Annotated in this window: 9 protein-coding genes; all 9 read left to right on the top strand. The window is 64.7% G+C overall.

The window, feature by feature from the left end; all coding sequences use genetic code 11:
- Positions 1-388 (top strand): sugar phosphate nucleotidyltransferase (locus BN423_RS04585; protein ID WP_019239091.1); only part of this gene is annotated, 388 nt, incomplete at its 5' end.
- 450 nt (positions 389-838) lie between these two features.
- Positions 839-4,339: a DNA-directed RNA polymerase subunit beta gene (rpoB, locus tag BN423_RS04580; RefSeq protein WP_019239090.1), complete on the top strand. Its 3,501-nt coding sequence runs from the start codon at positions 839-841 to the stop codon at positions 4,337-4,339.
- Positions 4,340-4,345: 6 nt separating this feature from the next.
- A complete protein-coding gene (locus BN423_RS04575; protein WP_019239089.1) occupies positions 4,346-8,839 on the top strand; it encodes a DNA-directed RNA polymerase subunit beta' in 4,494 nt (1,497 codons plus the stop codon).
- Positions 8,840-8,999: 160 nt separating this feature from the next.
- The gene (locus BN423_RS04570) at positions 9,000-11,270 is read left to right on the top strand and encodes an InlB B-repeat-containing protein (RefSeq protein ID WP_019239088.1); all 2,271 of its coding nucleotides are present in this window, start codon (positions 9,000-9,002) and stop codon (positions 11,268-11,270) included.
- Between the two features lie 150 nt (positions 11,271-11,420).
- The gene (locus tag BN423_RS04565) at positions 11,421-12,383 is read left to right on the top strand and encodes a CPBP family intramembrane glutamic endopeptidase (protein ID WP_019239087.1); all 963 of its coding nucleotides are present in this window, start codon (positions 11,421-11,423) and stop codon (positions 12,381-12,383) included.
- 148 nt (positions 12,384-12,531) lie between these two features.
- Positions 12,532-12,819 (top strand): type II toxin-antitoxin system Phd/YefM family antitoxin, encoded by a 288-nt coding sequence (locus BN423_RS04560; RefSeq protein WP_071784285.1) that lies wholly within the window; start codon positions 12,532-12,534, stop codon positions 12,817-12,819.
- Positions 12,819-13,118, top strand: coding sequence for a hypothetical protein (locus tag BN423_RS04555; RefSeq protein ID WP_019239085.1), 300 nt, complete (start codon positions 12,819-12,821; stop codon positions 13,116-13,118). Before BN423_RS04560 ends, BN423_RS04555 begins: the two co-directional genes overlap by 1 nt.
- 339 nt (positions 13,119-13,457) lie before the next feature.
- Entirely contained in the window at positions 13,458-13,835 is a 378-nt protein-coding gene (gene rpsL / locus BN423_RS04550) for a 30S ribosomal protein S12 (protein ID WP_019239084.1), read from the top strand.
- Between the two features lie 75 nt (positions 13,836-13,910).
- Positions 13,911-14,384 carry a 30S ribosomal protein S7 gene (gene rpsG / locus BN423_RS04545; protein ID WP_026089004.1) on the top strand — a complete coding sequence of 158 codons (474 nt, stop codon included), beginning with the start codon at positions 13,911-13,913 and terminating at the stop codon, positions 14,382-14,384.
- The last annotated feature ends 13 nt before the right edge of the window (positions 14,385-14,397 follow it).

Below are 14,397 nucleotides of genomic sequence, written 5' to 3'. Positions count from 1 at the left end.
GGGTCGCTGGCGGGGCGCGGGGGGCGCGGGCGACCTCGAGCCGGGCGCGGTGTGGCGCGTCTCCGGGCTCGTCGAGAAGCCGGAGCCCGAGGAGGCGCCCTCGAACCTCTACATCGTCGGGCGCTACCTGCTGAGCCCCCTCGTCATGGACCTGCTCGCCGACCAGCGCCCGGGCGCCGGCGGCGAGGTGCAGCTCACCGACGCCATGGCGCGCTCGCTCGACCGCGAGGCCATGTACGCCGTCGTGATCGACCCGCTCAGCGGCTTCGACACGGGCACGCCCTCGGGCTGGATGGCCACCAACGCCCTCATGGCCGCCTCCGACCCGCGCTTCTCCGCCGGCTTCTGGGAGGCCGTGGACGCCCGCGGCGGGCTCAGGCGGGGGTAGGGGCGCGGCCGCATCCCCCTAGGCCTCTCTGGGGCGCTGCCGTATCTCCCGAATTCGCATATTCCGGGAGATAAGCGCCCCGCCGCGCCGCCTTATCTCCCGCATCTGCATTTTTTGGGAGATAGCTGAGAGCCAGGCGGGAGAGAGTTGAATGATAAAAACCAGCCTGTCCGGATTTTATCATCGGGGTCGTTCATCCAAATTACATGAACATATGTTCGTAACAAGCCTTCTACCAGCGCATTCGGCAAGAAGATTTTCTCCTAGCCCAGAATCGCCCTCGCGTCAAGCATTTTCTTGCTAAACGGTAGGCGATTGGTAAACTTAAAGGCTGCGATATTCGGTACCCTGCCGAAGGCATGCCGATACCGCCCGCACCGGTGCGTCCGCCCGGCTCGCGGGCCGGCACCGGGCGGGCGTACCCAGCCGTTCTTGCGAGGAGGAAAGAGCTTGCCACACGCAACCGCATCACACGGGGTCCCGCGCACCGAGCGCACGCGCCTCAACTTCGGGAAGATCCCGACGGCTCTCGAGCTGCCCAACCTCATCTCCGTGCAGAAGGAATCCTTCCAGCGCTTCATGGACGAGGGCCTGCGCGAGGCGTTCCAGGAGTCGAGCCCCATCCAGAGCCAGAACCACGTTCTCGAGGTCACCTTCGGCGACCACCAGTTCAACGACCCCGCCTACACGGTCGACGAGTGCCGCGAGAAGGACATGACCTACCAGGCCTCGCTCTTCACGCTCGTCCGTCTTACGAACAAGGAGACCGGCGAGATCAAGGAGCAGCGCGTCTTCATGGGCGACTTCCCCATGATGACCGAGCAGGGCACCTTCATCATCAACGGTACGGAGCGCATCGTCGTCTCCCAGCTCGTCCGCTCGCCCGGCGTGTACTACTCCACCGAGATGGACGGCGAGAACCGCGTGTTCAAGGCGCAGGTCATCCCCGCGCGCGGCGCCTGGCTCGAGTTCGAGGTCGATAAGCGCAGCCAGCTCGTGGTCTCCATCGACCGCAAGCGCAAGCAGTCCGCGACCATGCTCCTGCGCGCCCTCGGCATCGCCGTCACGAATGACGAGATCATCGAGCTCCTCGGCGACTCCGACGTGGTGCTCCGCTCCCTCGAGCGCGACACCGCCCTCACCCGCGAGGACGCCCTCATCGAGACCTACCGACGCCTGCGCCCGGGCGAGCCGCCCACGGTCGAGGCCGCCCGCTCGCACCTCGAGGGCCTGCTCTTCAACCCGCAGCGCTACGACCTGGCGCGCGTGGGCCGCTACAAGGTGAACAAGAAGCTCGGCCTCACCACCGGCGAGGACGTGCGTGTGCTCACCGACGAGGACATCATCGCCACCCTCCGCTACCTGCTGGCCCTCGCCGCGGGCGAGCCCGGGTTCAAGACCGACGACATCGACCACTTCGGCAACCGCCGCGTCCGCACCGTGGGCGAGCTCGTCGCCAACCAGTTCCGCATCGGCATGAGCCGTATGGAGCGCGTGGTGCGCGAGCGCATGAGCTCGCACGATGTCGACGAGATCACCCCGCAGGTGCTCATCAACATCCGCCCGATCGTGGCCGCCATCAAGGAGTTCTTCGGCTCGAGCCAGCTCTCGCAGTTCATGGACCAGTCGAACCCGCTCACCGGCCTGTCGCACAAGCGCACGCTCTCCGCGCTCGGCCCCGGCGGCCTTGCCGGCCACAAGTCGGGCTCGAGCCGCCGCACGAACGTCCCCACCGCGGTGCGCGACGTTCACAACTCGCACTACTCGCGCATGTGCCCCATCGAGACGCCCGAAGGCCCCAACATCGGCCTCATCGGCCGACTGGCCCTCTATGCGCGCGTGAACGAGTACGGCTTCATCGAGGCGCCGTACCGCCGCGTGGAGAACGGCAAGGTCACCGACATCATCGACTGGATGACTGCCGATGAGGAAGAGGACCACATCATCGCGCCGGCGAACACGCCCATCGACCCCAAGACGAACGAGTTCGTGACCACCGACGCCGAGGGCAACCTCGTGCGCCCGCACACCATCGTCGCCCGCACGCGCGACTTCGACGGCTCGTTCGGCGCGCCGGCCGACGTGCCCGTTGACGCCGTGGACTACATGGACGTGAGCCCGCGCCAGATGATCTCGGTCGCCGCCACGCTCATCCCGTTCCTCGAGCACGACGACGCCAAGCGTACCCTCATGGGCGCGAACATGCAGCGCCAGGCCGTGCCGCTCATCCACCCGGTCGCCCCGTACGTGGGCACGGGCATGGAGCTGCGCGCCGCGCTCGACTCCGGTGAGGTCACGCTCGCCCGCCACGACGGCGAGGTCATCTTCGCCGACGCCTCGAAGATCATCGTGAAGAGCTCCGAGGGCATGGACGAGTACAAGCTGCCGAAGTACCAGCGCTCCAACCAGTCCACCTGCATCAACCACCGCCCGCTCGTGAGCGTGGGCGACGAGGTGCACGCCGGCGACCCCATCGCCGACGGCCCGTCCACCGACCACGGCGAGCTCGCTCTCGGCCAGAACCTCACCGTGGCCTACATGAGCTGGGAAGGCTACAACTACGAGGACGCCATCGTGGTCTCCGAGCGCGTGGTCTCCGAGGACCTGCTCACCACGATCAGCATCTCGCGCCACGAGATCGACGCGCGCGACACGAAGCTCGGCCCCGAGGAGATCACCCGCGAGGTGCCGAACCTCTCGGAGGACATGCTCGCGAACCTCGACGAGGACGGCATCATCCGCATCGGCGCCGAGGTCGGCCCCGGCGACATCCTCGTCGGCAAGGTTACGCCCAAGGGCGAGAGCACCCAGACCGCCGAGGAGCGCCTGCTCAAGGCCATCTTCGGCGCGAAGGCCCACGACGTGCGCGACACCTCGCTCAAGATGCCCCACGGCGCCTACGGCCGCGTCATCGACGTCGTGCGCTTCAGCCGCGACGCCGACGACGACCTCGCGCCCGGCGTGAACGAGCAGGTGCGCGTCTACGTGGCGCAGCGCCGCAAGATCCAGCAGGGCGACAAGATCGCCGGCCGCCACGGCAACAAGGGCGTCATCTCCGAGATCCTCCCGATCGAGGACATGCCCTACATGGCCGACGGCACCCCGGTGGACGTCATCCTGAACCCGCTCGGCGTGCCTTCGCGTATGAACGTGGGCCAGCTGCTCGAGTGCCACCTCGGCTGGGCCGCCGCCTCCGGCTGGGATCCGGACGACGCCGACTCCGACAAGTACGTGCCCGGCCCGGTGTTCGTCTCCACGCCCGTCTTCGACGGCGCTAAGGAGGACGAGATCGCCGAGGTCATCCGCCGTGCCAACAAGAACCTCGTGAATCTGGCGAAGGAGCGCTACGGCGAGCACATGCGTCCCGAGTTCGTGACGCAGCTCGACGCCTCCGGCAAGACCACGCTCTACGACGGCCGCTCCGGCGAGGAGTTCCGCGAGCCCATCACCGTGGGCACGTCCTACATCCTGAAGCTCGGCCACATGGTCGACGACAAGATCCATGCGCGCTCGACCGGCCCCTACAGCCTCGTCACCCAGCAGCCGCTCGGCGGCAAGGCGCAGTTCGGCGGCCAGCGCTTCGGTGAGATGGAAGTGTGGGCGCTCTACGCGTACGGCGCCGCCAACGTGCTGCAGGAGATCCTCACCGTCAAGTCCGACGATACCGTCGGCCGCGTGAAGGCCTACGAGTCCATCGTGAAGGGCGAGAACATCCCGCAGGCCGGCCTGCCCGAGTCCTTCAAGGTGCTCGTGAAGGAGATCCGCTCGCTCGCGCTCGACATCGAGCCGCTCCACGAGGCGGAGCCCGCGGCCGCCGAGCAGGCGGACGAGGACGCCGAGCAGGACGCCTTCGACCCGTTCAGCGACGTCCCCGAGCTCGACGACGACGCGCTCGACGCCGTGGACTCGCTCATCGACGACTTTGCCGCCGCGACCGCAGATAAGGAGTAAGTGACTGTGGCAGATTTCGAAGCTACCGATTTCGATGCGGTGAAGATCTCGCTTGCCAGCGCCGAGCAGATCCGCTCGTGGTCCCATGGCGAGGTCAAGAAGCCCGAGACCATCAACTACCGTACCCTCAAGCCCGAGAAGGACGGCCTGTTCTGCGAGAAGATCTTCGGTCCCGCGAAGGACTGGGAGTGCGCTTGCGGCAAGTACAAGGGCATCCGCTTCAAGGGCATCACCTGCGAGCGCTGCGGCGTGGAGGTGACCACCTCCAAGGTGCGCCGCGAGCGCATGGGCCACATCGAGCTCGCCGCTCCCGTGAGCCACATCTGGTTCTTCAAGAGCGCGTCGATCTCGCCCATGAGCCGCCTGCTCGACCTCAAGACGAAGGATCTGGAGAAGGTCCTCTACTTCGCGAGCTACATCATCACGCACGTCGACTACGAGGCCCGCGAGGCCGACGCCGATGACCTGCGCGAGGAGCTCGCCGCTGACCTCGAGGAGCTCGACGCCGAGTGCGCCCGCCAGATCGAGAGCCTGAAGGAGCAGGGCAACCCCGAGAACTTCGATGAGTTCAGCGACGAGGAGCCTCTCACGCAGGAGGAGATCGCCGCCGGCATCATCGACATCGAGGAGGAGACGAAGGACGAGAAGCAGCTCCGCACGGACGCCTTCGAGGCCTTCATGAAGCTCACCGAGCGCGAGCTCATCTCCGACGAGCCGCTCTTCCGCGAGATGAAGCGCTACTACAGCATGTACTTCTCGGGCGACATGGGCGCCGAGGCCGTCCGCGAGCTGCTGCGCGCCGTCGACCTCGAGGCCGAGGCCGAGCAGCTCAAGGCCATCATCGCCGATGAGGACGGCCAGAAGCAGAAGCGCGACAAGGCCGTGAAGCGCCTCGTGATCGTCGACGCCTTCCTGAAGGGCGGCAACGATCCCGCGGACATGATCCTCGACGTGATCCCCGTGATCCCGCCGGATCTGCGCCCCATGGTGCAGCTCGACGGTGGCCGCTTCGCCGCGTCCGACCTGAACGACCTGTACCGTCGCGTCATCAACCGCAACAACCGCCTGAAGCGCCTGCTCGACCTCGACGCGCCCGCGATCATCGTGAACAACGAGAAGCGCATGCTGCAGGAGGCCGTGGACGCCCTCTTCGACAACGGTCGCCGTGGGCGCCCGGTGTCCGGCCGCGGCGGCCGCCCGCTCAAGTCGCTCGCCGAGGCCCTCAAGGGCAAGCAGGGCCGCTTCCGCCAGAACCTGCTCGGTAAGCGCGTGGACTACTCCGGCCGTTCGGTCATCGTCACCGACCCGAAGCTCAAGCTGCACCAGTGCGGCCTGCCCAAGACCATGGCGCTCGAGCTCTTCAAGCCCTTCGTGATGAAGCGCCTCGTGGAGCTCGGCAAGGTGGAGAACATCAAGGGCGCCAAGCGCGCCATCGAGCGCAACGCGAGCTTCGTGTGGGACATCCTCGAGGAGGTCATCGACGGCCGCCTCGTGCTGCTCAACCGTGCACCTACCCTGCACCGCCTCTCCATCCAGGCGTTCGAGCCCGTGCTCGTCGAGGGCAAGGCCATCCACCTGCACCCGCTCGTCTGCGAGCCCTTCAACGCGGACTTCGACGGCGACCAGATGTCGGTGCACGTGCCGCTGTCCTACCAGGCCCAGGCCGAGGCGCGCGTGCTCATGCTCTCCTCGAACAACCTGCGCTCGCCGGCGTCCGGCAAGCCCGTGAACACCCCGCGCCAGGACATGATCATCGGCGTGTACTACCTCACGCAGGAGCGCGACGGCCTCACCGGCGAGGGTCACGTCTTCGCGAGCTTCGATGACGCCCTCAACGCCTACGACGCCCGCGCCGAGATCGACCTCCAGGCCAAGATCCAGGTGCGCGTGAGCGCGGCCGACGCCAACGTGGTGAACGAGGACGGCACGCTCACGTTCCGCGTGAACAACGGCGGCGAGTACCTCGACCTCGACGTGACCGGTTCCAAGACCGCGCGCTTCGAGACGACCATCGGCCGCATCATCTTCAACCGCCAGTGCCTGCCGCACGACTACGAGTTCATCAACTACAAGATGGTCAAGGGCGACGTGAGCCGCCTCACGAGCGACTGCTGCGACCGCTACGAGCAGGCCAAGGTCGCCGAGATCCTCGACAACATCAAGTACACCGGCTTCCACTACGCCACGCGCGCCGGCCTCACGCTCTCCGTGTGGGACGCGCTCATCCCGGACGAGAAGCCGGAGATCCTCGCGAAGACCCAGGCCGACGTCGACCAGATCAACGCCAACTTCGAGGAGGGCTACGTCACCGAGCAGGAGCGCCACAATGAGGTCGTCAACGCCTGGACGGCGGCGACCGACAAGGTGTCGCAGCTCATGCTTGACATGTTCGACGAGGAGAACCCGCTCTACATGATGGCCGACTCGGGCGCCCGTGGTTCCAAGACCCAGCTGCGCCAGCTCGGCGGCATGCGCGGCCTCATGGCCGACATGTCCGGCGACACGATCGACCTCCCCATCAAGGCGAACTTCCGCGAGGGCCTGCTGCCGCTCGAGTACTTCATCTCGACCTACGGCGCCCGTAAGGGCCTCGTCGACACCGCGTCGCACACCTCCGACTCCGGTTACCTCACCCGCCGCCTCGTCGACGTGGCGCAGGACGTCATCGTGCGCGAGGAGGACTGCGGCACGACCGAGGGCGTGACCTACCAGCTCGCCATCACCCAGAACGAGGGCGACGAGCCGCAGCTCAACACCGACCTCGTGGGCCGCTGCTTCGTGGAGGACGTCGTGGCGCCCGACGGAGCCGTGCTCTTCCACAAGGACGCCTACATCGAGAGCGCCGCCGACCTGCAGAAGATGCTCGACGCCGGCCTCACCTCGGTGAAGCTGCGCGCGCTGCTCACCTGCCGCTCCAAGTACGGCGTGTGCCAGAAGTGCTACGGCTGGGACCTCTCCACCCGTCGCCCCGTCGCCATCGGCACCGCGGTGGGCATCATCGCCGCGCAGTCCATCGGCGAGCCCGGCACGCAGCTCACGATGCGTACCATCCACTCCGGCGGCGTCGCGGGCGTCGAGGACATCACGCAGGGTCTCCCGACCGTCTCGCGCATGTTCGACATCGTCGGCAACGTCAACGAGAAGATCCTCGGCCGCGAGGCGGAGCTCGCCTCGCACTCGGGCATGCTCTCGATCCGCACGGAGGGCTCGAAGTACGTGATCACCATCACGGACGTCGACGACCCCACGCGCGTCATCGACCGCAAGGAGATCACCTCCGGCGTGCGCTTCATGCCCGGCTTCGGCGCGGGTGAGAGCTACGACCACGAGGTGCGCGCCGGCGACCAGATCACGCGCGGCTTCGTGAACTTCCGCAACCTCCGCCGCCTCACCGACATCGAGTCCACGATGCACGTCTTCGTGCAGAACGTGAAGGAGGTCTACACCTCCCAGGGCGTCGACCTGAACGACAAGCACATCGAGGTGCTCGCGCGCCAGATGCTGCGCCGCGTGGCCGTCACGAACCCCGGCGACTCGAAGTACCTGCTCGGCGAGTACGTGGACCGCTACGAGTTCGCCGACGAGGTCGAGCGCGTGGCCCGCGTGGGCGGCGTGCCGCCCGTGGCCGAGCCGGTGATCCTGGGTACGCTCAAGGTCGCTTCGAACATCGATTCCTGGCTCAGCTCCGCCTCGTTCATCCGCACGGCCGGCGTGCTCACGCAGGCCGCGATCGAGGGCAAGGTCGACCACCTGCTCGACCTCAAGTCCAACGTCATCGTGGGCAAGAAGATCCCCGCGGGCACCGGCCTCAAGCCGTACGCGAATGCGACGCTCACCTACCGTACGCCCGAGGGCTACGTCGCGGTGGACGGTCCCACGTCGCCGCAGGCCAAGGTGCTGCCCGACTGGGCGCCCGAGGAGCTCAAGGAGCTCGACGAGCAGCTCCCGCTGCAGTCGGACTGGGCGGGCTACGACGACTTCGGCGGCGCGGACGGCTCGTTCACCCGCAACGGCCGCACCATCTCCTCCGAGGACGCGAAGCTCTACCTTTTCGACGACCTGGGCGTCTCGCAGCGCTGGACGAACAAGTTCAGCGAGGTGGGCATCGAGACCGTGGGCGACCTCGTGGGCAAGAGCGAGGAGGACCTGCTGCGCATCGACGGCATCGGCGCCAAGGCGATCGAGGAGCTGCGCGACGGCCTGGAGAAGCACAACCTGCTCTTCATCCTCGACAGCAACGAGGACGTCGCGGATGAGGAGGACCTGTCGCAGCTCCTGCAGATGGTCTTCAGCCCGGACGGCCCGGACGATATCCTGCTGGGCACGAGCGCCCCGCGCCATCACTTCGACTCCGACGAGGAGATGATCGGCGCGCCCGCGGACGCTTCCGCGAGCAGCACTCCGGGCGTGATCAACGAGGACATGGCCTCGCTCGACGAGCTGCTGAACCAGCTCGTGGACTCGGATGACGCCGCGGACGAGGGTGACTCCGAGGAATAACTGATAAATTGGTGTCAGACACCTTTTTATCACGCTGAGTGCGAGCCCGCCTCCCGGAAGGGAGGCGGGCTCTTTTTTGCCTCGCGAATGTCCATACTAATTTGACAGGGGGGAGCATATAATTTGAATCAAGACGATGTTGAGCGGTAAAGGAGGGGCTATGGGTCGAATGGGTCGGTGGGTTCACCGTTCGCTGCTTGTCGCGATGGCAGCGCTCGTCGCAGCGCTTGCCGTGATCGCACCGCGCATGGCGTATGCGGCGGAGGCGGGCGCCGTGGCGCAGATTGGCGATCAGACATATGGCTCGTTTGCTGATGCAGTGGCGGCCGTACCCACATCGGGTGAGGAGACGACCATTACCCTCATCGGTGATGCAGCAATCAATGCGAGCAACACATCGATTGCATCAGGTCAGAATGTGCGCCTCGATCTCGCAGGTCACAGGCTGGAGATTTCAAATACAAAGAAAATCATGCTCCGCGGCACCTTGACCATCACCGACTCGTCGGAGGATCAGAGCGGCGTGATCGCAGGTGTGAACTGCGCGACAGCGATGATCGATATGACCGGCAGTAAGTCGGCGAAACTCGTTGTCGAGAGCGGTACCATCACGAGCGATCGCATTACGGCGGTAAGCGTGACGGCTGCGGGCGCGTCGTTAGTCATGACAGGTGGCACGATCGAGGCACCGCGCCCGGTTCAAATGCAATATGCGAGCTCAGCAGCGATCATGGGTGGATCGCTCAAGGCGACCTCGGACAAATACAGCGCAATCGAGATGGCGGGCGGCTCGCCGAGCCTGGCGGTAGGCAGTGCCGGTGAATATGATCAGCCGATCATCGAGGGCTCTATCGTGGCAGTCTCTAGTGCTCAGAGTTTCGATCTGGTCGGGGGAACCGTACAAGGCGTGACCGGCGAGCTTCCGGATGGGGCGATGCTCACCAGCCAGTTTGGGAGCGACATCGCCTCGGTTCTTCCCGCGAACCAGCAGTGCGTCGAGCGCGATGGGGCTTGGTACGTCACGGCGCTCGATTCCGAAGCAGGTGCCGGGGCGAAGATCGTGAAGAGCGATGGAAGCGTCGAGTATTACCAGCTCGCCTCGACGGCGCTCGGCGCCCTTTCCGATGGCGATGCGCTGACACTGTATGAGGACGTGACCGGGCAGATCTCTGCGGATGGCATCACCGCCACGATCGACTTGAACGGCCACACGGTCACCTCGGATGCGGATGCGGTGGTGAGCCTCGCTGGCTCGAATGCGAACCTCACCATCACGAACGGAAACATCGTGTCGACCCCCTCGTCGGAGAACGCGACCATCGTCATGGTTGCCGCCCCGAACGGGATGGATAACGCCAGCCTTTCGCTCAAGGGCGTCAATCTCACGATGCAGAAGAGCGGCGGTGCGGGAATCCAGGTCTACGGCCTCAATACGAAGAACGCCGTTACGCTCGACGGGTGCACGCTTACCGTGCCCGACGACGTGATGGGTATCTATTTCCCGGCCGCCGACAGCACCCTTACCGTGCACGACACGCAGATCACCGCTGGTACGGGTATCGGTATCAAGGGCGGTACGCTCGTCGTGAGCGGAAATAGCGCCATCCATGCCAAGGGAGAAAAGGATCCCACGGACATCCCCGCGTCCGGCGGTATCGCCGAGACCGGTGCGGCGATTTACGTAGATGGGGGTTACGACGACCGTCCGATCAAGGTCGACATCCAAGGTGGTTCCTTCACGAGCGACAAGGGGAGTGCGCTTGAGGAGCTGGTGGATCCGGCGCGCCCCGATAAAACTCCCGTGACCATCGCGGTCTCGGGCGGATCGTTCTCCGATGCGAGCATCAAGGGATACCTTACGGGGAATGCGGCGGTTGTGGTGCATGAGGATGGCACCTGCGACGTGTATCCGACGGAAGCCGACGCGCTTGCAAACGGCGGCAGCTACAAGGTCGTTGACGACGATGGGCATACCTGGCTCTTCCAGAACGAGAAGGCTGCCCAGGATTTCGCCGACAGTCAAGGTGCCAGCAAACCGGTTGAGCAGGTCACCCACACGGTTACGTTCGATGACTGCCTCGAGAACACCGAGAACGCTTCCGCCGAGGTTCCCAACGGCCAGACGGTGGCCAAGCCCCAGGATCCCGTGTGCGCAGGGTATCGTTTTCTGGGTTGGTACGAGCTCGAGAACGGTGCGTATGCCGAGGAGGCCTACGATTTCACCACCCCGGTCACGGCGGATCTTACGCTCTATGCCAAGTGGGAGCGGATTTCCGGCCAGCCGTCAGATGGAAATTCCACGGCCGATCAGCCTTCCGGCGGCACGCTCGAGCAGACGGGAGATCTGAGCGTGCTCGCGATGGGCGCTTTCGCTGCGGCGGGCATGACCGCTCTGGGCGCGGGCGCGGTAGTGAGCCGCAAGCGCAAGTAAGCGTTGCGCCGACGTTTCCAAAGGGGTGCTATATAGCTTCAGGTGGGGTCGAATCGAAGGGTTCGGCCCCACCTGCGTTGCCGTGCATATGGCGCCGCGCGCTGGGTACCGTGGTACCATCGAAGGAGGCACGCGAGCGAGGGAGGCCGTATGTCCGTCGGATCGACATGGGGGTACCGCATCAGGAGCTTCGTGCTCGCGCTCGTGGTGTTCATCATGATGATCGAGCTGCCCACCCTGCTGAGCGCTGTGGTGCTCGACTTTGTTGAGACCGTCTCGATCCAATGGGGCGGGTACGAGGCATACGCTGCGGCGTTCACCTATCTTTCGAGCAACCCGAACGTCTTCTCGGCGGTGGTGTACCTGCTGTTCGGTATCGTCGTGTTCGCCTGGGTGCTCGTCATGCGCCGCCGAGGGAGCCGGATTGCGGAGGATGCTGCGGATGCGAGGGCAGTGGGGGAGCAGGCTGCGAACGCGGCGTCGGCGCCAGCCGCCCAGCTCGGCTTCGCGTCGCCCGCACCCGAGCCGCCCGCGCAGGTGTCGTTCCGCGTGCGCGGTGTGCCTCGAGCCGTATGGTTCGACGCGGTGCTTCTGGCTTTGGGGATGCAGTTCGTGACGACGCTTCTCATGACGCTCGTGCTCCTGCTGTTCCCCGCTGCCATGGAGGAGTACCGGTCGATGATTGATGCGTCCGGCGTCTCGGAGTACGGCATCGCGTGGTTCCTCGCGACCGTCGTGCTGCCGCCGATCGTGGAGGAGATGGGCTTCCGCGGTCTGGGGCTCACGTACCTCAAGCGGGCGGGCGTGCCGTTCGCGGTGGCCAATGTGCTGCAGGCAGTCGCGTTCGGCATCTTCCATATGAACCTCACCCAGGGTATCTACACCTGTGTGCTCGGCCTCTTCATGGGCTACGCGGCGCACGCGAGCGGCTCGATCGTGCCCGTGATGCTGCTGCACGCGGTGTACAACTTCATGGGGACGATGGGGCAGGAATTGCTCTACGCCGTCGCTCCCTGGATGCCGTATTGGTTCGAAGTCGGTCTGGGCGTGGTGCTCGTCATCGTGGCCGTCCTCTCCCTGCGCGACCGCGGCGTGCACTACCCCCGCAGCTGAGCCATTGAGTCATTGGGGACGGGTTCAAATGACTCGCTGAGTCAAACGTACCCGTTCCCAATGGCTCATGCACGCTACTTCCAAAAACCTATAACTCAAAATATGTATAATCATATGTATTATAGAAGCGAGGCGAAGGGAGTCCATGATGCCTGCGGTGGTACCCATTACAGAGATGCAGCGCAACGGCGCCAAGCTCGCCGAGCGCGCGATCGAGACCAAGGAGCCCATCTACCTTACCAAGCATGGAAAGTCATCGCTCGTGCTCATCGATGCGGAGGAGTTCGATCGCCGCATGAGCTATCGCGAGGCGATCGTCAACCGCGAGCAGGAGCGCTATGCGGGCATCATGAGAGGGCATGACGAGGTGCTGCAGGGGAAGGTCGTTCCGCTCGACGAAGCGCTGGACGAGCTGCGCGACCGCTGGGACAGCTGATGGATTCCTATGATGTCGAGCTTGCCGAGTCAGTTCAGGCCGCGTTGCTTGCGATCACGTCTCGAGATGACGCTCGACGGGTTGCACGGCGCTTGCGCGCGCTCGAGGTTGATCCGCATATGGGTAAACGATATGACCCTCTCTATGAATCCGCGCGTCCGCCCCATGAGGTGCTCGTGACCTTCGCGGGTCATTACGGCATTTACTACACCTACGACGACGCGGCACGGAAGGTGAGCGTTGAATATCTCGAAGATTGCCGCCGCGACCCGTTGAACAAGTTCAGCGGAAAGTACTAGGCAGGATGCACAGCTGACCAGCCGTTAGGGACGGGTTCAATTGACTCGGTGAGTCACTGGGGACGTGAGTCATTGGGGACGTGCTCGTTTGACTCAGTGAGTCATTTGAACCCGTCCCCAATGACTCTCTGAGTCAAACGAACCCGTCCCCAATGACTCATGTGGAGATTCTGCGATAATCGCAAAAAATAGGGAAACGCCCGGGCGCGTGGTGTGTTGACATCCCCGGTACGCGCGCGTAAAGTTCAATCCTGCGTGTTTCGAAGGTGGATGCTGACGCCTCGATTCAAGCCGTTGCACCAAGTATAGAGCTGGAATCATCAGAAGAAGGAGTACGCTTTGCCTACAATTAACCAGCTGGTCCTTCACGGCCGCAAGTCCAAGCCCGCGAAGTCCAAGAACGCGGCTCTTCAGCACAACCCGCAGAAGCGCGGCGTGTGCACCCGCGTGTTCACCACCTCCCCCAAGAAGCCGAACTCGGCTCTTCGTAAGGTGGCCCGTGTTCGCCTGGTCAACGGTATCGAGGTCACGGCCTACATCCCCGGTGAGGGTCACAACCTGCAGGAGCACTCCATCGTGCTCGTGCGCGGCGGCCGCGTGCGCGACCTCCCTGGCGTGCGTTACAAGATCATCCGTGGCGCCTACGACTGCGCAGCGGTGAACAACCGTATGCAGTCCCGCTCGCGCTACGGTGCCAAGCGCCCGAAGAAGAAGTAACTGACCCGAATCGCTTGCGCGCCGCCCGCCACGCGCGGGAAGCGCGATCGAAATCCACGCTAGAGGAGATTTATCATGCCGCGTCGTGCATCTAAGACTCATCGTCGCGAGGTTATGCCGGATGCCGTGTATAACAACCGTCTCGTGACGCAGCTCATCAACAAGGTCCTTCTTGACGGCAAGAAGTCCACCGCCGAGCGCATCGTCTACAGCGCCTTCGAAATGGTGGCCGAGAAGTCCGGCCAGGACGCCCTCGCCGTGTTCAAGAAGGCCATGGAGAACGTCAAGCCCACGCTCGAGCTCAAGCCCCGTCGTGTGGGCGGCGCCACCTACCAGGTGCCGGTCGAGGTCAACTCCCGTCGCTCCACGCAGCTCGCGATCCGCTGGATCGTGAACTTCAGCCGTGCCCGCAAGGAGAAGACCATGGCCGAGCGTCTTGCCAACGAGATCCTCGACGCCTCCAACGGCGTCGGCGCCTCCATCAAGCGCCGCGAGGACCTCTTCAAGATGGCCGAGGCCAACCGCGCCTTCGCCCACTACCGCTGGTAATTCCGGGGAGGAA

Source organism: Enorma timonensis, assembly GCF_000321165.1.
Classification (GTDB): Bacteria; Actinomycetota; Coriobacteriia; order Coriobacteriales; family Coriobacteriaceae; genus Enorma.
Note: the sequence above shows the minus strand (reverse complement) of the source record. Positions and strands in the feature narration are given on the sequence as shown.

Bases quoted from the DNA above. Each gene is read 5' to 3' on its own strand.
- BN423_RS04565 (WP_019239087.1), top strand. From the start codon at position 11,421: ATGTCCGTCGGATCGACATGGGGGTACCGCATCAGGAGCTTCGTGCTC.
- BN423_RS04555 (WP_019239085.1), top strand. From the start codon at position 12,819: ATGGATTCCTATGATGTCGAGCTTGCCGAGTCAGTTCAGGCCGCGTTG.
- rpsG (WP_026089004.1), top strand. From the start codon at position 13,911: ATGCCGCGTCGTGCATCTAAGACTCATCGTCGCGAGGTTATGCCGGAT.
- BN423_RS04570 (WP_019239088.1), top strand. From the start codon at position 9,000: ATGGGTCGAATGGGTCGGTGGGTTCACCGTTCGCTGCTTGTCGCGATG.
- BN423_RS04560 (WP_071784285.1), top strand. From the start codon at position 12,532: ATGCCTGCGGTGGTACCCATTACAGAGATGCAGCGCAACGGCGCCAAG.